Here is a 19,975-nt window from a genome sequence, read left to right as displayed (position 1 = left end):
TCGATATGAAAATAAAACTTCTCCTTGCAGATGATCATTTAATGGTACGAAAAGGATTGAGACTCTTCTTACAAACGCAGACAGACATCGAAATCGTAGGCGAAGCGGCAACAGGAAAGGAAGCAGTAGACTTAGCTGAAGAACTTCATCCAGATGTTATTTTGATGGACCTTATCATGCCTGAGATGGATGGCATTCAAGCCACTAAAAGCATTAAAAAACAATTACCGAAAACCAAAATCATCATTCTCACGAGTTTCTCTGATCAAGAACACGTTTTACCGGCTATTCGAGCAGGTGCAGAAGGATATCAACTAAAGGATATCGACCCGGACGAACTGATCTTTACAATCCGTTCTGCTTATAAAGGACACCGTCACCTCCATCCTCAAGCAACGAATCAAATACTTTCACATATGAATGGGACTTCAGACGCAGAAGGTGAGCCATCACTCGAAATGCTTACACCGAGGGAGAAAGACGTATTACGAGAAATCACAACAGGTAAAAGCAATAAAGAGATCGCGACAACGCTATATATTACCGAAAAGACAGTCAAAACGCATGTCAGCAGTATCCTCTCCAAACTAGGACTACACGATCGAACACAAGCTGCATTACTAGCTACCCGAAAGAACTGGTTTGACGCATACGACTAAAGTCTGAGAATGGTATCGGTCATTCTGTGGATTACGACTTCTCTCTATTCTGATAATCTAAAAGTATAGAAAAAATAATGAAAGGGGAATACGCATGAATATTCTTGTAATCAATGGCAGCCCACGTGAACAATCCATGACACGCAACTTATCGAACACAATTATTGACGAACTAGATGAAAAAGGGATCAACGTCCTCTCCTTTGATGTGAATTTTCATGAACTACCGCTTTTCAAAGGCGATCAATCAGACCTAGAGCATCCTGAGGTACAGCGCCTCTTAGAATATGCGACGAAAGCTGATGCTTTCTTTCTTTGCTCACCTGAGTACCATAACGGCATGAGCGGCGCCCTAAAAAACGCCCTTGATTTTCTTGGGGGAAGTCATTTTAAACATAAGCCTACAGCGCTTGCTTCCGTAGGTGGCGGTGGTAAAGGCGGCATCAATGCTCTTAACAACATGAGAACAGTGATGCGCGGCTTATACGCACTCGTGCTGCCTGACCAGTTTTGCGCCGATCCGACTTGCTTTGATGAGAAAGGATACATGGCAGACGAACAAGCGAAAGAACGATTATTAGTCGTAGTGAAAGAACTGATCACCCTCACTAAACAAGTGAACCAGCCGACGGAAACACAACAAAACGCATCCAACTGATCTTGGATGCGTTTTTTCTTATTCGATTACTCCTGACTCTGTTATCACGACCTGCATATTAAATTTAATATCAACTTCTTGATAACGGTCCTTCCACTGATCGTAATCAAACTTTCCTCTCGTTACACTGCGTACAGCGTTTCCAAGACCCAGCGGATCGATGCCCTCCTCCTGGAATTTCTTAATCATCTCTCTTCCTTTCGCTTCAACCTCTGCCTCCATATCCTTTTCTATCTTATCTATCACTTTGGCACTTAATTCCTCTCCTGTATACTCTTTTATAACACCCAACACTTTACCTTTTATCGTAATCTCGTTCTTCTTTAACATTTTTAAGTCGATGTTTCTTTTTGAAGCAATATTGTATATTGATGCATGATCACCATTACCTAGGTCGGTTGTAAACGAATCGTTGCTGCTGAAATTTTCATAAAGGATTTTGAATGTAAAGAGATCGTCAGCAGGCAATTCAGCTACCATTTTATCTTCCTTTAGTAAAGCTAGCCCCGCGATCTTCACTTTTCCTTCCTCTAACGTGATGAGTGGAAGAAATGGATCATTTCCTTCTGAAAAGTAATAGTAGAAAAAGTTATGTAAATTGGTTTTCGGTAACATTCCATAATTACTGTTATGGTCTAAAAGACTATGAAGAAAATGACCTGTATCTGCATTCCCAAAGTTCGTACTTAACATTTTTTCGATGTCGGTATCTGAAATCGCTAGAAACGCACGTGACCCAATAAAAGGATCTCTTTGAAGGGTATCTGTGAGTTCCATGATTCCATCTTCTTCAGCAATCTCTCTGCTATAAATCGCGAGCTGTAATTTCCCACTTACGAAAGGCTTTGGAGATTCCGAATTGTATTGACTTCTTATTTCCTTACTAATTTCAGCTTCCTCAATATAAACACTGTTCTGAATCGTTCCATCTGCCTGAAATTGCGGAGCAACTGCGATTCCTTTAATTTTTCCATCCTCTCCTTTTTCATATCCAATAACGGTTACCATCTGAATGTCGTCCACAACTGAATTTTCTACACAGCCACTAAGTAAAAGAATGCTTATGCATAATAGCACTGGTAATTTCATTGTAGCTTCCTCACTTTGTATACGATGAATTGTAAAAGAAAAAGAAGAGGTATATAGATATAAGTCATATAAAACCCAACCTCACTTATACTACTATTCAACAAATCGATGTTTCCTCTTTCCGTAAGCATGCCATTCACAATCAATACTAAAATCAGGATTGGAATTGTCGCCTTTCTTTGCTTCACTTTGATGAGCCTTCTGATTCCTCTCCCTGCAACCCAGACTGTGATACACATATTCGGAAGAATAACGAGTGCCCAAGTTGCAATACCAATGTACTCAAAGCGTTCTACAAACGGCATCTCAGCAATTTTCCACGTAGTTAACGTTGCCCAAATTGTTTTTTCTAACTGACGCTCACTAAAAAAAGCGATTGTAGCGACCATGACGACCACATACATAAAAACCGTTAAGAGATGTCCGCCTTGAGCCCAACGATGCGATTTGGCAGGGTCTTTGATGAACGGAAAATAAATAAGAAGTGTCGAGAAGCCCAAGTATGGAAGTGAAGCACCTTTTGCACCTGCATAGAGTTCTGAAATCGAATGATTAAGTACCGGTAGAAGGTCTCTAAAATGACCGTGATACAACGGAAACGCCATCGTTAGAAGAAGATAGAACGGTAACACGACTCCAAAGAAGGAAATACCCGTAACGACCTTAAAACCGCCAGAAAGGCAGTAGTAGACGAGGAGTAAAAAAACACATCCAAATATCCATTTATTAAGATCTGGAAACATCCAAACTTGCACCACTTCTATGTATGTTCTTAAAACGGTAATGCTCATCGCGATAAAATAAATAATAAGAATCCAGCTCAGAAAACCTCCCAACCATTTCCCAAAAAGGTTTTTATGCACTGAAATGATATCACCATTTTCTTTTAACAATATTTTGTACATGAGAAAGATGATCAGGTGAAGGCTTAATCCTGCCGCCAGAACTGATATCCACGCATCGTTCCCTGCTTCTTTTGTAACGATGCGCTGAAATCCCATAACCCCAACGCCTACTTGCATCGTATGAACTAAATAAAACACAAGGAAAGGTGAAATTTTATGTTGTTCTTTAACTTCCGCATCTCGCATATAAAATCTCTCCTTTCACCTGCTATTCATGAAATTCGTTCTTATCTTTTTCAAACCTCACCGTCGATTCAGTTTGTAGTTGAATCGGTCTTTTCGTTTGAAATTTATTAGGTAACCTGATCAAAGCATCCTTTAAATCTTTTACACGAAGTGGATAAATCGGTTCAAGAAACGGCTTGCCTAAGGACTTTAATCGGAGTAGATGAATAAGTAAGAAACAGAAGCAGAGGACCACTCCTAGTAATCCCCATAGATGAGCAAAGAGTAAGAATGGAAAACGTATGAGTCGTATCGTATTACCCATGCGATAAACAGGTGTTGTAAAAGATGCAAGAGCTGCTAACGCCACGATGATCAATAAAACATTGCTCGTTAAACCCGCTTCAACTGAAGCAGTTCCGATTACAATACCACCTACGATACCGATCGTCTGACCAACCTTAGTAGGTAGCCTTGCCCCCGCCTCTCTTAATAGCTCGATCGATAGTTCTAAGAATATTGCCTCTAGAATAGGAGGAAGTGGTATTTGCTGCCTTGAGCTTACGAGCGTACTGAGTAAGTCGCTCGGGATAAGCTCGTAGTGATACGTCAATGTTGCTACATAGAGCGGTGTTACGAGAATCGAGAACAGCACTGCAAATATTCGAATCAGTCGTGCCGTAGATGCGATTATCCAATTCACGAAATAATCTTCGAACGCTGAGAAAAACTCGATAAATGTTGTAGGCCCAAGAAGAGCTTGAGGAGAGCCTTCTGATAAGATGACGATCTTTCCTTCACAAAGCACGGATGCTGCTCTGTCCGGCCTTTCTGTATCAACAAGTTGAGGAAAAGGAGAGTTCTTATTATCCGTAATAAGCTGCATGATGACGGAATTATCTACGACTTGATCAACATGAATGCCCTTAAGACGATCTTTGACTATCTGTATATTTTCTTGATTCGTAATGCCATCTAAATAAAGGACAGCTACTTTTGTATGTGTAAGTTTTCCAATTGTTATTTCATAGGCTTTCAGCTCATGTACAGGCAGTCTTTTACGAATCAAGTGAAGGTTTTTATCAAGCGATTCCACAAATGATTCCTTTGATCCTACTACTGTGAACTCTACTTCAGGCTGTGACACTTTTCTTGAAATATCTGTAGGGGAAGGAATTAAAGCACATTCGTTCGAATTTTCGTTGAAACGAAGGATAAGATACCCAATCATGACTTTCTCACAAATGTCCGAAAGATCATCTGTTAGAATGATTCCTGGAATTGGAACAGTATCTTTGACTTCTTTAAGAGATGAAACCTTATTCTTCACCATTGGCGCTAAGATTTTTTCGCTAAGTTCTTGCTCATTAACTAACGTCTTAAAGTAATAGATAAAATATGGCATACCGGTCTGTTCACTTTTAAAATGGAGAAAGTCCCCGGATGTTTTCAAGTTAGCAATGAGTTGGGGTAAGTTCTTTATCTGATCAGGTTTTTGTCGTTTTCTTAGCCATTGAAACACACAGATCACCCCCTCTTTCCTCCATTACTATCTGTACGTTAGTGTTCTCACTATTCATTTGATTATCCAAACATACACACAAAAAAGAAGCGCTATAATGCGCTTAAAGTTAGCCTTATATTCACCTATTAAAAGAAGCCTGCCGAGATTTTCTCGACAGGCTTTCATACCCATTTATTGACCTTGTGCTAATGAATAAGCAATTTTCCCATTAAAACGGTAGAGGTTTTCAATCTTGATCCAATCAAGCTCTTCGTCTTCGATGCGTGAAAGCAGTTCACGTATTTCTGACTGCTCGACTTGCTTTCCTTCTGCCTTTTGGAAACGGCAACGCCAGTGATCAGATAGGAACGTTTCTGAGAAACCATTTGGATAAACTTTCACTCCGCGGTTTGTCATCATGACGAACTCAAAGGATTCTCCAGCCGCTCTTTCAAGCTTTTCGCCGATTTCATCTACAGTAAGTGTGTTGTTGAATAAGAAGACATCTGTACCATCTAATTCTCTCTCAACTTCGTGTTTTGGACGGTCAAAATCTTTTTCTTTTTGAATTGTTTTCTTGTTATACGAAACGGGTTCGAGCGTTGATGGAGACTGACCAAGACGTTCAACGACAGCCGCTGCAAATTCTTTCGTTCCTACAGCTGCTTTCCCTCTTGCCATGTCGCCTGTTAAAACTCCGTCTTCAATCGTCTTCAACCATGCATTATGAATCTTCTCAGCCGCTTCAGGCTGTCCGATATGAACGAGCATCATGATTGCTCCGTGTAAAAGGCCAGACGGATTTGCAATTTCTTTGCCCGCGATATCCGGTGCACTTCCATGTATTGCTTCAAACATAGCGATTTCGTCACCGATATTAGCAGAGCCCGCTAAACCAACACTACCAGCAATTTGAGCAGCTATATCGGAAGCAATATCTCCGTAAAGGTTTGGTGTTACGATCACATCAAACTCTTCAGGTGTATCTGCAATACGCGCCATTCCAATATCTACGATGTAATGACTAGATTCGATATCCGGATATTCCGCTGCGATTTCTTTAAAGACTTGATGAAATAAACCGTCACTTAATTTCATGATGTTATCTTTCACTAAGCAAGTGACCTTTTTTCGGTTGTTTTGACGAGCATACTCAAACGCATAACGAACAATACGCTCAGAACCTGGACGAGAAATCAACTTTAGACTTTGAACAACATCAGGAGTTTGTTGATGTTCGATTCCTGCATATAGATCCTCTTCATTTTCACGTACAATCACTAAGTCCATGTCTGGATGTTTGTTTTCAATAACTGGACTATACGAAACGCATGGGCGAACGTTTGCATACAACCCCATAGCAGTTCGAATCGTAACGTTTAAGCTTTTATAGCCCCCACCTTGAGGTGTTGTGATCGGTGCTTTTAGAAATACTTTCGTACGACGTAATGAGTCCCATGCTTCTTGTGGGATTCCTGTGGAGTTACCTGTAAGATAAACTTTCTCACCTACATCAATATACTCTGGTTCTATTTCTGCCCCAGCTTGTTCTAAAATGTGCATCGTTGCTTCCATAATTTCAGGACCTATTCCGTCCCCTGTCGCAACTGTAATCGGACGCTTTTCTGCCATGGTTCTCTCCCCTTCTCTCTGGTCAGTCTCACAGATTCTATGATAAACCATCATGTTATCGCTTTCCTTCGTTATTATAGAAATCCTGTTGTTTTTTGTCAATTTAGCACGATGTAGCGCTAAATCAAAAAAGAACCTCATTGATGAGGTTCAAAACTATTCAGTGCTTCCCATACCGTAGGAGTACGAATACATCTTGCTTTCCTGCGGACGAACGCCCGATCCTCCTCCCGGACAAAAAACGTCCGGTCCGGGGTCTCTGTCGCCCGTTCTACCGCGGGAGTCAAGCTGTATTCACTCCTACTAGATTGCAGTCAAGTAACAATGTCCTACCTATTGTGATGATGAAATCTACTACTATTTTTTTCGCATCTTTTTCAAACGTTTCGCTTTAGGACGCTATTAAATTAATTTTGCAAAGCAGACGAAATTCAATCGTGAGGTTCTTCCTATTATTGCAGTGCCTTCACATCGTCTACGATTTCATCATATTTTACGTTCGAAACACCTTCGTATTTCATAACTACGATTCCCTCTTTATTCACGAGATAGAAAGATGTTCCGTGAGTGAATTGATCAGAGTTAGGGTCAGGTAGTGCTAGTGTTTGAAAGCTATTCTTCGCAAACTCCTGGATTTCATCTCCATCATAACCTGTTAGGAAATGCCAGTTAGATAAATCTGCATCAAACTTTTGAGAAAATGTTTCTAGCTGTTCAGGTGTATCACGTTCTGGATCTACACTAAACGATACGATTTCAGCATCGATATCTTGCTCTGCTAGTTTATCCTGTATTTTAGACATATTGGATGTCATAGGAGGACATACCGTATCGCAATTCGTAAAGATGAAGTTCGCAAGCCAAACGTCACCTTCTAAATCCTTAAGACCAAATTCGCTGTTTGTGTGATCCGTATATGTAAACTCTTCAACTTTCCAATCAAGATCATCGGGTACATCTTGTCCGCATGCTGCTAATAGCAAGATACTGATAAGACCGATCATCAATGTTAATTTTCTTTGCATTACTTTCTTCCCTCCAAACGTAATCGTTCTCTTACTACCATATATGATATATAATCGACTTGCCATACGTTTTATTCGTTAATTTTGAGCATTTCTTGAAATAGCAAGAGCCTGAATTAAATTCAGGCTGCTTGAGAAATAGTTATCATTCTTACTAGTTCATAAGGTATGAGCAAAATCACCCTCATTTTTCTTTTTGAACATTTCTAACGATCCTTGTCGCTAGTTTTCGAGGCATGAATCGTACGGATTTTGCCATCAAGCGATTTTGTCGACCAGGTATGATCACACTTCTGTTGCTCATAAACCCTTTATACCCTATTTTAGCAACAGACTCTGCATCCATCGTACCCATATCGAAAAGTTTTGATTTACCTAAGTCCGCTCGGTCGGCAAAATCTGTTTTTGTAGGACCAGGACATAGTGTCGATACTGTTACACCAGAACCGTTTAACTCGTTTTCTATCGCTTCAGAAAACGAAAGAACATAAGCTTTAGAAGCATAGTAAACGGCCATTAGTGGACCTGGTTGAAATGCAGCCGTTGAAGCGATGTTTAAGATCTTTCCGTGACCTCTATCTTTCATTCCGCGTAAAAATAGCTTCGTTAAATGTGTGAGGGAATTGATGTTCAAGTATAACATGTCCATCTCTTGCTGGAGGTCGTTCTCTATAAATCGACCAAACATGCCAACACCAGCGTTATTAACGAGAATGTCAACTTTCTTCCCCATTCTTTGTACTTCAGCATAAACTTCATCCGGTGCCCCGGGCTTCGAAAGATCGCTTACGATGACGTCTACCTGAATACCATGCTTCCTTAATTCGTTTGCGTTTTCCTCTAATTTCTTTTTGTTTCGTGCGACTAGAATCAGGTCGACGTTATCTTTCGCCATTAGTTTGCCTAATTCATATCCTAAGCCACCAGATGCTCCAGTTATCAGTGCAGTTTTCATATAAATTACCTCCATTACTTCTATTGGTTTAAACTTTTAAACATTAAATGTGTTAAAAAGTAGAAGACTAAAAGCAAGCATCTTCTACTTTTGCTAACAAGTGTTTTAATGTTGTTACGCTATCTTCTAACTGTAGTGAATAAAAACGTGTCGTACCTTGTTTAGAAGCAGATACAAGGCCTACTTCACGCAGGATCTTCAAATGGTGAGAGATCGCTGGTCTTGATAAAGTTGATTTCTCCGTAATTTCATTGACGCTCAATTTGTCATGTTCACTTAAGAGCATGATAATATCCTGTCTATATGGATCACCTAACGCTTGAAAAATTGGTGTGCTTTTTCTAAAAAGATCAATTACCTCGTGATGCTCTTGTTCGTTATTCATAGAAACCCACATCCGTTCAAAAGTTTAAACATATAATCTAATATGATAATAAGGAAAAAAGAGCTGGTTGTCAACCCAACTTGTCGAGGAACCCATTTCATTATTCGGTGCTCCCGATACCGTAGTCGATGACGATCGCATGCTTTCCGCGGACGAACGTCCAAGCCGGAGGTGAAACCCACACCCCGGTCTCGGCCGCCCGTACGACCGCAGGAGTCCGCGATCGTCTCTCCTACTTGATGAGAATTTATCCAAAACGAACATTCCGTCCAATGGTTTAACAGGCAGATATTTCAATATCCATCAACATTAATTAGAATGGAAATTATCATCTACTTTCATCTACCTTCGAGACTTTCTCTACACTCTGTGGTTGTCAACCTCTCTAAGCCTATGTACAACTACCGATCGTCCACAGACGACTCAGCCATCAGACAACGTTCATCTTGGTAATCGACTTGGATCGTTAAATGTTCCAGATGCAGCTCTTCAACAAACTCTTGAATTCGTTCTTTAATGTGGATGATTTCAGCTTTGTCTAGAGACTCTTCCACAACGATATGAGTACTAAGAACATGCTGTTCGCCATCGAGAGACCATAGATGCGTATGGTGGGTCGAAATAATGCCTGGTAGAGCTACAATCTTACTCTTTATCTCTTTAAGATCTACACCTTCAGGTACAGCATCTAAAAAGATCATAAGTGTTTTCTTGAGGTTCTTAATCACATTCACCAACACATAGAGCGTAATCATAACCGAAAGAATCGGGTCGAGAATCGGGATGTTTTTAAACATCAGAACGATACTCACGATCAATACAGCTACCCAGCCTAGTACGTCTTCAAGTAAGTGCCACGTTACCACTTTTTCATTCATGGATTTACCACTACGGAGTTTAAAAACAGCTGCACCGTTCACGAGAACGCCTAGAATTGCTAATACCATCATTCCACTCGCTTGAACAGGCTCTGGATTTAAGAGACGAGGGACGGCCTGTGTCAAAATAAAAAGGGAGCCGCCAATTAAAATGATGCTGTTGATTAAAGCTCCTAGTAACGAAAATCTTCTATACCCAAAGCTAAACGTGGCGTTACTTCCTTTACGGTTTGATTTCTTTTGGAGATACCACGAGATTCCTAATGATAATGAATCTCCTAAGTCATGCAGAGCATCAGATAGGATCGCCATACTGTTCGTTAAGAGGCCGCCTATGATTTCTATGATAGTAAAACTGAAGTTTAGGAAAAATGCCGTTTTAATATTTTTTACTGAGCTGTGATTATGGTGTCCCATCTTATCCCTCTCTTCGCTCGAATTCGCCATTATTATGTATTCCTTACTTCATGCTGTTTATAACAAAAAAAGACCTTTCTCCTCGGAAAAGTCTTTTATACATTACCAAATGCCCAGACCCAGTAGGCGACTCCCCATACTGCGCTGATAATAAGTAATATAATAAGCAGTCTTATATTTTTACTCCTCATGTTCAGGCATCTCCTTTTGATTCTCTTCCTTTCTTTCTTTTCGTTTTAGCATATAAAGAAAGAAACCAAACAGTCCGAAGACAACAAAGAAGATAACCGTCGACATGACGACTAAGATTGATCCTATATCCGTCATCTCGCCCACCTTCCTATGAAAACACTGTTAATTCCTTAGCCACTATAAGATAGATAGATCGATAATGCACCGATCACAACCATCGTAATAAAAGGCAGAATAAAAGCTAAGAAAATAACAGCAGATTCAGTTTTATGCTGCTTAATTTTTGCTAACATGCTTATTCCCCTCTCGTTCGTTCTATCCACATTATAACTTCGCTTACATTCATTCAACACCTAATTTTATGAACGTTTCCAAACTTTTTTCAATCATTCCTACTAATCATGACAAGCATGATTGATCGCCTGACTCAAAAGCGCCATAACGTGTGTATCATCTGGGGAATAATAAATGCTTGTTCCTGCTCGTCGAAATTTAACCAGCCTTAAATTTTTCAAGAAACGCAATTGATGTGAAACGGTGGATTGAGACAATTGAAGCCCTTCCGCTATTTCACTAACAGAGCATTCATGATCTGCTAGAAGATTTAAGATGCGTATTCTTGTAGGATCACCTAGTGCTTTAAACGTTTGCGACACGATAAATAACGTTTCTTCATCAAGATCCACGTTCTCAAGGATAGCGTCTCTTTCTTGATTATCCATACTTTTTCCTCCGTTTTATATGAATGTGCGTTCATATATGGTCCTGATGCCATTCTATGTGAAGGTTTGCTCTACTGTCAACTAGAGGTCAGAATGTCACGGTTCCTTCACACATTCCTATTAGGTATTGTTGTATTTCATTTGATTCCTTTTTACAATAATGGTAGAGGTTAATGAGATTTTGTATTGATGTGGTATGATGGGTATGTTGATTTGCTATGACTGGCTTATGAAATATAGATGGAGGTGTTCCTGATGTGGGAACAATTATCAAGCACGTTTTCCTTTAGTGCGTTGTGGAGCCCTGGGTTAATGGTCGCTGCCATTTTCGTAGGAGTACTCTATTTACTTCTAACTGGACCATGGAAAAATTCTTTTAAAGATTCAGCTCCTTTTCCGTTGTATAAAAAGCTGTTCTTTCTTTTAGGCGTATTTATACTCTATATTGGATTCGGTGGACCTTTATCACTTATGGGGCATTTACTTTTAAGTATCCATATGACCGAGATGGCACTCGTTTATTTAATCGCACCGCCATTGATGATCATCGGTACGCCAGCGTGGATGTTAAGACCGCTTCTCAATATCAAGGTCGTCCATAAAATTGTGAAGTTCTTTACGTTTCCAATCATTTCATTGCTCTTATTTAACGGGCTGTTTTCCTTTTATCATATCCCTGAGATCTTTGACTACTTAATGGTTAACTATACAGCTCAGGATATTTACAAGGTCGCACTGATTCTATCCGCTTTTGCAATGTGGTGGCCACTTGTATGTCCTGTCCCTGAATATGATACCTTATCAGGAGTGAAAAAGCTTGGATATATCTTCGCAGATGGTGTTCTATTAACACCTGCGTGTGCATTGATCATCTTCGCTTCAACTCCTTTATATGCTACTTATACTGATCCAACTGTATGGGCGACGGCAATGGGTTACTGTGTTCCTGGGGGCACTACTGTACCTCCTGAACTTTTCGCTCAATTTAAACCACTCGGAATCTTAGAAGACCAGCAATTAGGTGGAATCATCATGAAGATTATTCAAGAAATCTCATATGGTTCTGCACTAGGCTACATCTTCTTCCAATGGGCACGAAGAGAAAGAGAAAAAGATGCAGAAGAACTACAATCCGCAGATTTTCGAATGAGTGAAATTTAACTAAAACAGGCAGTGAGGAAAAATTCTCACTGCCTGTTTTTTAATTCGGTAATCTTCTTAATAAGAACTTTCGACACACAAGTCCTATTCCAACACCTATCACAATTCCGAGTATCGGAGTGAATGTGGGTGGAATCGGTATAACATTCGAGTAAATGACTCCGATCGTTGAAAAATATGCCCCTGAAACAAACGGAATACTTACGTATGTAGGAATACGCATGCTAAGACGCTGATATGCCATCACATAGCTTTCAAAAATCGCAAACAAATAGATACATGGATAAAACATCGCCCATTGATAGTTTGTTACATCGACTGCAAGGCTTGACTTGCCTTGAAAGCTATACAGAATGTTCAAGTTAAGGTTCGAGTTTACATTGATTAAAAATTCGAGAAGGATAAAAAATCCGCCGCGAATATAAGCACGATTTAAAATTTGTCCAAACCCTGGAAACGCGATACTCCAAAGTAAAACCTCAATAGGATAAAACTTCCTTTTCATCTGATCACCAGTTTCTCCACAGCTTTGTCACTTCCCTATTTTTTCCAAATAACTAGGATTCATTCTTTATTCATGGAATTATTTTCAGAAGTAGCATGTGAAGCTTTGCTACATACTACAACTATCCATAAAAATAAGGAGGCTGTATTTATGCTGACAACCAATCAGCTTCGTTCATTTAAAGAAATGATAAAGAATCGATTAGCAGAAATTGAAGAACAAGAAAGAACTGAACAAGACGATTTTGGTCTATCGCAGGCCTTTGTTCAAGAATCCACCGGTGAACTATCAAATTACGATAACCACCCTGGTGATACTGGAACTGAGTTATTCGAACGTGAAAAAGATTTGTCTTTAGATGAACACTTAAAACAAGAAAAAGCAGAACTAAACCTTGCCTTACAAAGAATCAACCAAGGTAAATATGGTGTTTGTCAGGAATGTGGAAAAGAAATTGCTACTGAACGGCTACTCGCCATGCCAACAGCAACAACTTGCGTCGACCATTCTCCATCTGATCAAACTTCCCACAATAGACCTGCAGAAGAGTCTGCAAATCCGTTTGGAAGATACGATAACGATAACCGTGATGCGAATTTCTTTGACTCTGAAGATTCCTGGCAACGTGCAGCGAGTTATGGAACATCAGAAACCCCTTCAGATTTCATCGATCCAAAAAAAGACTACGACAATATGTATGTCGAAGCAGACGAACCATATGGGTATGTTGAAGAGATCGAGACGTTTCTTACATCTGATATCGATGGGAAACCGACTGGTGTTATGCCGAATGAATCTCATGAACGATACGAAGAGACGATCGATGAATATGAACAAAATATGTTTGATGGAACAGTCGAGGATACGGATTACACGGGCTATTAAAAAAACGCAGATCCACTTAATGGGTCTGCGTTTTCCTTATAAAGCCTGAACCATGTTGTTACATTTCTTGCGGTGCATGAATTCCGAGTAATCGAAGACCTTCTGTTAACACGATCGAAACGGATGCCACTAAGTCTAGTCTACCTTGTTTCATATTTTCTTCATCAAGTATTCTTACATGGCTATAATATTTATTGAAAGAGCGAGAGAGATCGATCAAGTATTTAGCAACGATCGATGGGTCAAATTCACGCGCTGCTCTTTGAACCGTTTCAGGAAAAGCATTGAGTAACATAACGATTGGCCATGCCTTCTCATCCTCCACTCCAGAGACATCACCCTTAGTGTATTGTCCCTTTCTTAAGATCGAACATGCCCTTGCATTCGTATATTGCACGTACGGACCTGTCTCTCCTTCAACTCTCAACATGCTTTCGAGAGAGAAATCGATGTCGTTTCGACGGTCATTCTTCAAATCGTGGAACAGTACAGCTCCTACACCAACTTGTTTTGCAATAACATCTTTATTTAATAACGAAGGATTTTTCGTTTCAATATTAACTTTCGCAAGCTGAATTGCCTCTTCAAGCACTTCTTCTAGGAGAACGACTTTCCCTTTACGCGTAGACATTTTTTTGCCATCCTTCAACATCATACCGAATGAGATATGATGCATGTTTTCTGCGAAATCAAAGTCTAGCTTCTTCAATACTTCGATCAGTTGTTTAAAGTGCAAGCTTTGTTCATTCCCTACTACGTATAAAGATTGACTGAATCCATATGTTTCGTAGCGGTATAACGCTGCTGCTAAATCACGGGTAGCATATAACGTTGCTCCATCTTTTTTCTTAATCAAACATGGAGGAAGGTTGTCGTCGTCCATCTCTACAACTAGCGCACCTTCTGACTCTTTGAGCAACTCTTTGTCAGATAGAAGCTGAACAACGCGATCCATCTTATCGTTGTAAAATGCTTCCCCGTTTGTTGAGTCGAAGGAAATATCCATCAATTCATAGATACGATTAAACTCTTTTAGTGATTCTTCTCTAAACCACTCCCATAACTTTACGGCCTGCTTATCTCCATCTTCTAAGCGCTTAAACCATCTTCTTCCTTCATCTTCAAGATTGGCGTCTTTCTCAGCTTCTTCGTGAAACTTAATGTATAGAGCGAGAAGTTCTTTAATCGTATTCTGACGAACCTTTTCTTCGTCACCCCATTTCAAGTAAGCTGCAATCAGCTTACCGAACTGAGTTCCCCAATCTCCCAAGTGGTTGATTCGGATAGGCTCGCAGCCTATTTTTTCAAGTAATAGAGCTAGTGAATTTCCAATAACAGTTGAGCGTAAGTGCCCCATTGAAAAGGGCTTCGCTATATTAGGAGAAGACATGTCGATTGGAACCTTTCCATTGTTGCCATGATTGCTCCTTCCGAATTCATATCCACTCTCTAACACGTCACTTATGATTTCTGATGAAGCCTGTCTCTTTTTCAAATACACATTAAGATAGGCCCCTACAGACTCACATCTTTCAAACGCAGGATGTTCTAATTTGGGCGCTAACTCTGATGCGATTTGTTGAGGAGAACGTCTCATGATTTTAGCGAGATCAAAACATGGAAAGGCAAAATCTCCATAGCTTTCTTGACTTGGTTTTTCGATTCGGTTGAGGATGGTCTCGTACGCTACTTTATTTTCAATCACATGATAAAGCTCATTTGCAAATATGTCTTTATAGTTCAATTAAAAATCCTCCTTCATAATATACAAAAAACTCCGCCTCTAATCATTGATTAGAGACGGAGTAATCCGCGGTACCACTCTTATTGCCTGGTTACAACCAGTGCCAACTTTATTCCATAACGGGGAAACCGACCATTCCTACTAATCGTTCAGAACAGTATCTTGAAAGTCCGGTTCATGCTTGCCTAGGCTCCAGGCTCACACCATCCCCGGATCGCTTTTCCCTTCACAAACACTACTCTCTTTCGCATAGACGTTGTTATATTACTAATCAGTATAGCTAAATCACACAAAAAATCAAACCATTTTTTTGGCACATTAGCCTGAGTGCTGTTCCTGAGGTTGTTCTTGACGTTCTCCATCGGCCAAACCTTCTTTATAAGCTTCCCGATAAATAGAGGTCATGTACATGTAAATAAGCTGTCTTACTTTAGGTTCAACGTTGACGACTTCTAAATGTTTCATACACCGATCTACAGCGAGCTTCTCCTTCTGAGTGTTTCTTATCGTCATCGTAAGAACCACCTTCCAATTTAGTACCTTTATTATACATTACTTAAACAACAAGAGTACATACATTCGACAAAACCTATCAAAACATCAATGAAAATGATACAAATGGACAGCAAACCTGACTGTTCATCTGAGTCTTTTTGCATATATCTCGTTTGTTCAACTTATTTTCACCATACAACTATTGAACAATCGGTATACAAAAAAGTAGAACGAGAATATTACTCTCGTTCTACTTTTTCCATCTCTTCAATGACAGGTTCCTTTGAACCATGCCATGCATAAGCAACGTTGTAAAGTTCACCTTCGACTACTAAATTCCAAGTCATCTCATCTTCTACAACAAGCTTTTTGGCATCACCTTCACCCTCGGGCTGTACAAAGACATAGTACTCGTGGTGATGACTTTCCTTACTAACGATTTCGCCTCGTTCGATGTGCTCTTCATGAACATACGTATACTTCCCTAACAAAAGAGCTCCCACGATCACAATGAAACTTCCTATTATGAGATTCGTTAATTTTTTTCGTTCCATAATTCCTCCAATAGTAAAAACGACATACGCTTATCATTAAGTTACCACAAAATCGTGTTCGATAACAAAATAGAACATGTATGTTTAACTCATTTTCTACCAGGGTATCGATTTAATATAAGCCGATATTTACTACAAGGAGGAATAGCATCATGGCTAAGAACTCTCAATATCAACCGATTCACGAAAAAGGTTTTCAATTAAGTGATGCACAGGAAGTTGCATATGCAAAGGACTTTAAAAAAGCGGACATCGCAGGTGGCGTTCGAAAGCCTAAAGTAAAGCGAGCGAAAAGTGAAAATCCAGATTTATTAAAATAAGAACAACAAATGAGTCATGCAGCAGCATGACTCATTTTTTATTGACGATTATCGTTCTTCTTTTATGATCGCATCATACCCTTTTTCTCTTAATTCAGTACAAAGTGTTAGTGCTCGTTTCTTCTCTTGAAATGCACCAGCTTGCACAACATAGACCGACTGCGTCTTTTTAACAACGGCAAGCGCAACAGACTCTGCAAGTTTCAATCGAAGCGCACGTAGTTTCGCCATGTCCTCAGTTGAATCCAAAAAGCCATATTCTACAATGAGCGTTTCAACTGATCCAGTGAGGCGATGCATAAAGTAATAATCACGATCGTCTCTTCCTTTTCGCGAGAACACTCGCCTGAGAGGCATTCCCGCTGACGTAAGAGCATGTCCTGCTGCTTTTGCAAGCTTACCATCTGAATAAATTGAATGGATCACTTCAGCTCCTTTCCCTCCACCCGCGTTAAAATGATTACTAATACAAATTGACCCACCACACCGTTTGACGAGATTCGTTCGCTCTATAGGCGTCAACCCTTTATCGGAGGTTCTAGTCAGCACCGTTTGAATGCCAAGATTATTTAAAAACGATTGCTGATGCAACGACACTTCTAACGTCCAATCCTTTTCCCTTATCCCTCCTGCACATGCACCTGGATCCGTACCTCCATGACCAGCATCGATGATGATCATCATCTTTCACTCCCCATAAATAAATTTACTTCCTACTATATATCGAAAAGAAAAAGGAAAAAGGGGCACGCAAATGAAATAAATTAAAGATACCTGCAACTTTATGTAGGGGCGACCGTCTTTATAAGAAAAAGGACTTTTAAAGGGCTGATAACATGAGAAAGATCGACCTTAACTTAATAAAGAAAAGTGATATTACCTCCTATACCACTGTCGAGAAAACGCAGTTAATCGAACAGTTGATGTCACAATTTGGTGAGTCGATCCTTCGACTTTCTTATACATATGTGAAGGATTGGGGCAAAGCTGAGGACATTGTACAGGAAGTATTTTTAACATGCTTTCTAAAAATTGATACATATCGTGGAGAAGCTTCCTTAAAAAACTGGCTATACCGCATTGCGGTAAATCGTTGCCATGATTACGTTCGTAGCTGGTCCTTTAAACATATCGTTCCGAGCACAATGTTGAAGTTAATAAAATCTCATGATTCTTCTCCTGAATTACTAATCGTGAAAAACGAAGAAGCTTTGAAGTTGCGCAACGAAATTTTAAAGCTTCCCATTAAATACCGTGAATCGTTTATTCTTTTTTATCATGAAGATTTATCGATCAAAGAAATCAGTGATCTTCTAGATACAAAAGAAGCAACGGTTAAATCTCGTCTGCATCGGGCCCGACGCCTGCTTGAAACAAGACTCGGTGGAGAAAGTGAGTGAACAACTTTATGGAAACAAATGATATGAAGAAAAAGGTAAAGAACGTCATGTTTCAGAAGCAACATTTTACTGAAGCAAAAAAAGAAAAAATGCTCGACAATATACTCATCGAACATTACTCGAGACGTCCAAGGAAGAAAAGTATGGTCCTTGAATGGGTAGGGTTAGTAGCCTGCCTGCTCTTACTCATTACGACTACCATTCAATTAACAGGAACCGACATGTGGTTCCCTGAAAACAACAGTGCAGAGGAAAACATTGACTCCCCATATATTAGTGCCGCTTATATGAAGCGGTCAACAGAAATAGCAAAGCGAGACACGGATATTATGGATGTTACTTATTTCGCAAAAGGGAGCACGCTTCACCTTGAATTGATGGTCCCTGACTCCATGACGGAAGAGAAAATGAAAGAAGCAGCTAACAGCTATCTTACGTTACTTTCACACCTTTATATTGAGGAATATAACGGCCTCGGTGATCTTTGGAAATACTATTCTGTTGATATTATCATTACGGCAGAGAACGAATACGCCATACAAAATTATTTAGGTGGAGAGAATAGTGCGATTTTATTAAAAGGTACAAAAGGAAGAGATGACACTCGCATTAACTGGCTTCAACCAAATGAATAAAAATAGCACAACCTCCGCGGTTGTGCTTTTGTCTATCTGTTCACTGCTTTTTGATCTTCGTACTCACTTTCTTCATGGTTGATAAAATAAAATGACCCAGCTGACACGTTCTTCTCTTCTGTTGTTGTATGAACTTCTTTTCTCCGTTTACGCCTCTTCCCTACCTGACCATTTTGAGATTGCTTATAGCCTTCGAGGGTGATGTTAACTGAAAGAATGACTACGACAAAGAAAAGGATCGGGATAAGAGGAATCCACGTATTATACGGAAGAAATTCATATGTAGACCCGATTAGCCCCGACCACTCTGAAGACACCGAACGATATTCGTCCCCAAGCTGTGGATCAGGATTAAAGATTGTACCACCTAAGAAAAGCTTTAGTAATCCGAGATGTAACAACAGGATAAAGACATTGATCAACTGTTGCAGAAAGATGATCATCATTCTTGGCCACAAATGAGGAAAGATATGTTTGAACAAGATCCTTACTTTAGAACCGCCAAGAATTCTCGCACCTTCGATATAGCTTTTTTGCCACAATGAATGCGTCTCATTTGATATCAGTACGGTTGTAGTAGGAACAGCGACTGCTGTTAAGATAATGACTTCAAAGATCAACCTTTCCCAGAAATTATATTGAAACGTACCTTCCATCCCATTCTCCATCAGTACGCCCCTTAAGATAAAATAGCTCAGTAGAGAAATAGGAATGTACTGCATCGCATCTACCAGGCCTGAAGTTACACGAGACGTTTTCTTTGAATAGGTACCAGAGATCACTCCAGCTACAAAGGATAACGACATTCTCATACATGCGATAAGAAGCGCGATTCCAATTGTATATTTTGCACCTATAATGATCTGTTGAAAAAGATGGTATCCTAATTTATCTGTTCCAAACGGCTCAACCTGTGAAGGTGTTAATGGAGCTTTGTCGATCAAATTTCCTTCTTCATTATAAAGCATGAATGTTTGTGGAATGTGGTCATCATACGCGATGGTATAAAATACGCTCCCTCCAAACAAAAGGATAAGAACAAGTATCCCAGTAAGAAACATCGGATTTTTCATTAACACGAGCTATTCCC

The 19,975-nt window shown here is 39.8% G+C and carries 24 protein-coding genes and 1 other annotated feature; of the genes, 7 read left to right on the top strand and 17 right to left on the bottom strand.

The features are described from left to right. Nucleotides 1-5: 5 nt before the first annotated feature. Together PFZ69_RS18350 and PFZ69_RS18345 are read left to right on the top strand one after the other, a co-directional pair. On the top strand, nucleotides 6-659 hold the full coding sequence (locus tag PFZ69_RS18350) for a response regulator (protein WP_270182553.1): 654 nt from the start codon (nucleotides 6-8) through the stop codon (nucleotides 657-659). 94 nt (nucleotides 660-753) lie between these two features. Beyond that, nucleotides 754-1,317 (top strand): NADPH-dependent FMN reductase, encoded by a 564-nt coding sequence (locus PFZ69_RS18345; protein WP_270182552.1) that lies wholly within the window; start codon nucleotides 754-756, stop codon nucleotides 1,315-1,317. A gap of 18 nt (nucleotides 1,318-1,335) precedes the next feature. On the opposite strand, the gene PFZ69_RS18340 is transcribed toward PFZ69_RS18345, so the two are convergent. The 11 genes from PFZ69_RS18340 to PFZ69_RS18290 all read right to left on the bottom strand — a co-directional run bounded on the left by PFZ69_RS18340 (nucleotide 1,336) and on the right by PFZ69_RS18290 (nucleotide 11,186). Further along, nucleotides 1,336-2,406, bottom strand: coding sequence for a Ger(x)C family spore germination protein (locus PFZ69_RS18340; RefSeq protein ID WP_270182551.1), 1,071 nt, complete (start codon nucleotides 2,404-2,406; stop codon nucleotides 1,336-1,338). After that, nucleotides 2,403-3,497, bottom strand: a complete 1,095-nt coding sequence (locus tag PFZ69_RS18335) for a GerAB/ArcD/ProY family transporter (RefSeq protein ID WP_270182550.1) — start codon at nucleotides 3,495-3,497, stop codon at nucleotides 2,403-2,405. Before PFZ69_RS18335 ends, PFZ69_RS18340 begins: the two co-directional genes overlap by 4 nt. 22 nt (nucleotides 3,498-3,519) lie before the next feature. Further along, nucleotides 3,520-4,998, bottom strand: coding sequence for a spore germination protein (locus PFZ69_RS18330; protein WP_270182549.1), 1,479 nt, complete (start codon nucleotides 4,996-4,998; stop codon nucleotides 3,520-3,522). A gap of 174 nt (nucleotides 4,999-5,172) precedes the next feature. After that, nucleotides 5,173-6,612, bottom strand: a complete 1,440-nt coding sequence (locus tag PFZ69_RS18325; protein WP_270182548.1) for an NADP-dependent isocitrate dehydrogenase — start codon at nucleotides 6,610-6,612, stop codon at nucleotides 5,173-5,175. Nucleotides 6,613-7,064: 452 nt separating this feature from the next. After that, nucleotides 7,065-7,637: an SCO family protein gene (locus PFZ69_RS18320; protein ID WP_270182547.1), complete on the bottom strand. Its 573-nt coding sequence runs from the start codon at nucleotides 7,635-7,637 to the stop codon at nucleotides 7,065-7,067. Nucleotides 7,638-7,821: 184 nt separating this feature from the next. Continuing rightward, a complete protein-coding gene (locus PFZ69_RS18315; RefSeq protein WP_270182546.1) occupies nucleotides 7,822-8,592 on the bottom strand; it encodes an SDR family NAD(P)-dependent oxidoreductase in 771 nt (256 codons plus the stop codon). Between the two features lie 67 nt (nucleotides 8,593-8,659). Continuing rightward, nucleotides 8,660-8,977, bottom strand: a complete 318-nt coding sequence (locus PFZ69_RS18310; protein WP_270182545.1) for an ArsR/SmtB family transcription factor — start codon at nucleotides 8,975-8,977, stop codon at nucleotides 8,660-8,662. A gap of 401 nt (nucleotides 8,978-9,378) precedes the next feature. After that, nucleotides 9,379-10,302 carry a cation diffusion facilitator family transporter gene (locus PFZ69_RS18305; protein WP_270182544.1) on the bottom strand — a complete coding sequence of 308 codons (924 nt, stop codon included), beginning with the start codon at nucleotides 10,300-10,302 and terminating at the stop codon, nucleotides 9,379-9,381. Between the two features lie 150 nt (nucleotides 10,303-10,452). Beyond that, nucleotides 10,453-10,599 carry a hypothetical protein gene (locus PFZ69_RS18300; RefSeq protein WP_270182543.1) on the bottom strand — a complete coding sequence of 49 codons (147 nt, stop codon included), beginning with the start codon at nucleotides 10,597-10,599 and terminating at the stop codon, nucleotides 10,453-10,455. 35 nt (nucleotides 10,600-10,634) lie between these two features. Next, nucleotides 10,635-10,757, bottom strand: coding sequence for a hypothetical protein (locus PFZ69_RS18295; protein ID WP_270182542.1), 123 nt, complete (start codon nucleotides 10,755-10,757; stop codon nucleotides 10,635-10,637). A gap of 102 nt (nucleotides 10,758-10,859) precedes the next feature. Next, nucleotides 10,860-11,186 carry an ArsR/SmtB family transcription factor gene (locus tag PFZ69_RS18290; RefSeq protein WP_270182541.1) on the bottom strand — a complete coding sequence of 109 codons (327 nt, stop codon included), beginning with the start codon at nucleotides 11,184-11,186 and terminating at the stop codon, nucleotides 10,860-10,862. A 255-nt stretch (nucleotides 11,187-11,441) separates the two neighbouring features. On the opposite strand from PFZ69_RS18290, the gene ctaG reads away from it, so the two are divergent. Next, the gene (gene ctaG / locus PFZ69_RS18285) at nucleotides 11,442-12,347 is read left to right on the top strand and encodes a cytochrome c oxidase assembly factor CtaG (RefSeq protein WP_270182540.1); all 906 of its coding nucleotides are present in this window, start codon (nucleotides 11,442-11,444) and stop codon (nucleotides 12,345-12,347) included. Between the two features lie 40 nt (nucleotides 12,348-12,387). On the opposite strand, the gene PFZ69_RS18280 is transcribed toward ctaG, so the two are convergent. Then, the gene (locus PFZ69_RS18280; protein ID WP_270182539.1) at nucleotides 12,388-12,852 is read right to left on the bottom strand and encodes a hypothetical protein; all 465 of its coding nucleotides are present in this window, start codon (nucleotides 12,850-12,852) and stop codon (nucleotides 12,388-12,390) included. Nucleotides 12,853-13,002: 150 nt separating this feature from the next. On the opposite strand from PFZ69_RS18280, the gene PFZ69_RS18275 reads away from it, so the two are divergent. Continuing rightward, nucleotides 13,003-13,737, top strand: a complete 735-nt coding sequence (locus PFZ69_RS18275) for a TraR/DksA C4-type zinc finger protein (RefSeq protein ID WP_270182538.1) — start codon at nucleotides 13,003-13,005, stop codon at nucleotides 13,735-13,737. A gap of 58 nt (nucleotides 13,738-13,795) precedes the next feature. On the opposite strand, the gene argS is transcribed toward PFZ69_RS18275, so the two are convergent. The 3 genes from argS to PFZ69_RS18260 all read right to left on the bottom strand — a co-directional run bounded on the left by argS (nucleotide 13,796) and on the right by PFZ69_RS18260 (nucleotide 16,530). Further along, nucleotides 13,796-15,481: an arginine--tRNA ligase gene (gene argS / locus PFZ69_RS18270; protein WP_270182537.1), complete on the bottom strand. Its 1,686-nt coding sequence runs from the start codon at nucleotides 15,479-15,481 to the stop codon at nucleotides 13,796-13,798. A gap of 49 nt (nucleotides 15,482-15,530) precedes the next feature. Continuing rightward, nucleotides 15,531-15,741, bottom strand: a binding site (T-box leader). Nucleotides 15,742-15,799: 58 nt separating this feature from the next. Then, nucleotides 15,800-15,994 (bottom strand): hypothetical protein, encoded by a 195-nt coding sequence (locus PFZ69_RS18265; RefSeq protein WP_270182536.1) that lies wholly within the window; start codon nucleotides 15,992-15,994, stop codon nucleotides 15,800-15,802. A gap of 221 nt (nucleotides 15,995-16,215) precedes the next feature. Continuing rightward, on the bottom strand, nucleotides 16,216-16,530 hold the full coding sequence (locus PFZ69_RS18260; RefSeq protein ID WP_270182535.1) for a hypothetical protein: 315 nt from the start codon (nucleotides 16,528-16,530) through the stop codon (nucleotides 16,216-16,218). A gap of 152 nt (nucleotides 16,531-16,682) precedes the next feature. Between PFZ69_RS18260 and PFZ69_RS18255 the strand changes: the two genes are divergently transcribed. Further along, on the top strand, nucleotides 16,683-16,850 hold the full coding sequence (locus PFZ69_RS18255; RefSeq protein WP_270182534.1) for a YfhE family protein: 168 nt from the start codon (nucleotides 16,683-16,685) through the stop codon (nucleotides 16,848-16,850). Nucleotides 16,851-16,898: 48 nt separating this feature from the next. Here the strand turns inward: PFZ69_RS18255 and PFZ69_RS18250 are convergent, their stop codons facing one another. Then, nucleotides 16,899-17,534: an N-acetylmuramoyl-L-alanine amidase gene (locus PFZ69_RS18250; protein ID WP_270182533.1), complete on the bottom strand. Its 636-nt coding sequence runs from the start codon at nucleotides 17,532-17,534 to the stop codon at nucleotides 16,899-16,901. 152 nt (nucleotides 17,535-17,686) lie between these two features. Between PFZ69_RS18250 and PFZ69_RS18245 the strand changes: the two genes are divergently transcribed. Together PFZ69_RS18245 and PFZ69_RS18240 are read left to right on the top strand one after the other, a co-directional pair. After that, a complete protein-coding gene (locus PFZ69_RS18245) occupies nucleotides 17,687-18,250 on the top strand; it encodes a sigma-70 family RNA polymerase sigma factor (RefSeq protein WP_270182532.1) in 564 nt (187 codons plus the stop codon). Beyond that, a complete protein-coding gene (locus PFZ69_RS18240; RefSeq protein ID WP_270182531.1) occupies nucleotides 18,247-18,885 on the top strand; it encodes a hypothetical protein in 639 nt (212 codons plus the stop codon). The genes PFZ69_RS18245 and PFZ69_RS18240 overlap by 4 nt, the downstream gene beginning before the upstream one ends. A 32-nt stretch (nucleotides 18,886-18,917) precedes the next feature. On the opposite strand, the gene PFZ69_RS18235 is transcribed toward PFZ69_RS18240, so the two are convergent. Further along, nucleotides 18,918-19,958 carry an ABC transporter permease gene (locus PFZ69_RS18235; protein ID WP_270182607.1) on the bottom strand — a complete coding sequence of 347 codons (1,041 nt, stop codon included), beginning with the start codon at nucleotides 19,956-19,958 and terminating at the stop codon, nucleotides 18,918-18,920. Nucleotides 19,959-19,975: the final 17 nt, after the last annotated feature.

It is taken from the genome of Alkalihalobacillus sp. CinArs1 (genome assembly GCF_947387515.1).
Taxonomy (GTDB): domain Bacteria; phylum Bacillota; class Bacilli; order Bacillales; family Guptibacillaceae; genus Guptibacillus.
Note: the sequence above shows the minus strand (reverse complement) of the source record. Positions and strands in the feature narration are given on the sequence as shown.

What these genes read in the sequence shown, in the direction of transcription:
- PFZ69_RS18250 (WP_270182533.1), bottom strand. Translation starts at nt 17,534, where the DNA reads ATGATGATCATCATCGATGCTGGTCATGGAGGTACGGATCCAGGTGCA.
- PFZ69_RS18325 (WP_270182548.1), bottom strand. Translation starts at nt 6,612, where the DNA reads ATGGCAGAAAAGCGTCCGATTACAGTTGCGACAGGGGACGGAATAGGT.
- PFZ69_RS18255 (WP_270182534.1), top strand. Translation starts at nt 16,683, where the DNA reads ATGGCTAAGAACTCTCAATATCAACCGATTCACGAAAAAGGTTTTCAA.
- PFZ69_RS18295 (WP_270182542.1), bottom strand. Translation starts at nt 10,757, where the DNA reads ATGTTAGCAAAAATTAAGCAGCATAAAACTGAATCTGCTGTTATTTTC.
- PFZ69_RS18235 (WP_270182607.1), bottom strand. Translation starts at nt 19,958, where the DNA reads ATGAAAAATCCGATGTTTCTTACTGGGATACTTGTTCTTATCCTTTTG.
- PFZ69_RS18340 (WP_270182551.1), bottom strand. Translation starts at nt 2,406, where the DNA reads ATGAAATTACCAGTGCTATTATGCATAAGCATTCTTTTACTTAGTGGC.
- PFZ69_RS18260 (WP_270182535.1), bottom strand. Translation starts at nt 16,530, where the DNA reads ATGGAACGAAAAAAATTAACGAATCTCATAATAGGAAGTTTCATTGTG.
- PFZ69_RS18350 (WP_270182553.1), top strand. Translation starts at nt 6, where the DNA reads ATGAAAATAAAACTTCTCCTTGCAGATGATCATTTAATGGTACGAAAA.
- PFZ69_RS18275 (WP_270182538.1), top strand. Translation starts at nt 13,003, where the DNA reads ATGCTGACAACCAATCAGCTTCGTTCATTTAAAGAAATGATAAAGAAT.
- PFZ69_RS18305 (WP_270182544.1), bottom strand. Translation starts at nt 10,302, where the DNA reads ATGGCGAATTCGAGCGAAGAGAGGGATAAGATGGGACACCATAATCAC.
- PFZ69_RS18310 (WP_270182545.1), bottom strand. Translation starts at nt 8,977, where the DNA reads ATGAATAACGAACAAGAGCATCACGAGGTAATTGATCTTTTTAGAAAA.
- PFZ69_RS18300 (WP_270182543.1), bottom strand. Translation starts at nt 10,599, where the DNA reads ATGACGGATATAGGATCAATCTTAGTCGTCATGTCGACGGTTATCTTC.
- PFZ69_RS18245 (WP_270182532.1), top strand. Translation starts at nt 17,687, where the DNA reads ATGAGAAAGATCGACCTTAACTTAATAAAGAAAAGTGATATTACCTCC.
- PFZ69_RS18265 (WP_270182536.1), bottom strand. Translation starts at nt 15,994, where the DNA reads ATGACGATAAGAAACACTCAGAAGGAGAAGCTCGCTGTAGATCGGTGT.
- PFZ69_RS18315 (WP_270182546.1), bottom strand. Translation starts at nt 8,592, where the DNA reads ATGAAAACTGCACTGATAACTGGAGCATCTGGTGGCTTAGGATATGAA.
- PFZ69_RS18280 (WP_270182539.1), bottom strand. Translation starts at nt 12,852, where the DNA reads ATGAAAAGGAAGTTTTATCCTATTGAGGTTTTACTTTGGAGTATCGCG.
- PFZ69_RS18345 (WP_270182552.1), top strand. Translation starts at nt 754, where the DNA reads ATGAATATTCTTGTAATCAATGGCAGCCCACGTGAACAATCCATGACA.
- PFZ69_RS18290 (WP_270182541.1), bottom strand. Translation starts at nt 11,186, where the DNA reads ATGGATAATCAAGAAAGAGACGCTATCCTTGAGAACGTGGATCTTGAT.
- PFZ69_RS18335 (WP_270182550.1), bottom strand. Translation starts at nt 3,497, where the DNA reads ATGCGAGATGCGGAAGTTAAAGAACAACATAAAATTTCACCTTTCCTT.
- PFZ69_RS18320 (WP_270182547.1), bottom strand. Translation starts at nt 7,637, where the DNA reads ATGCAAAGAAAATTAACATTGATGATCGGTCTTATCAGTATCTTGCTA.
- ctaG (WP_270182540.1), top strand. Translation starts at nt 11,442, where the DNA reads ATGTGGGAACAATTATCAAGCACGTTTTCCTTTAGTGCGTTGTGGAGC.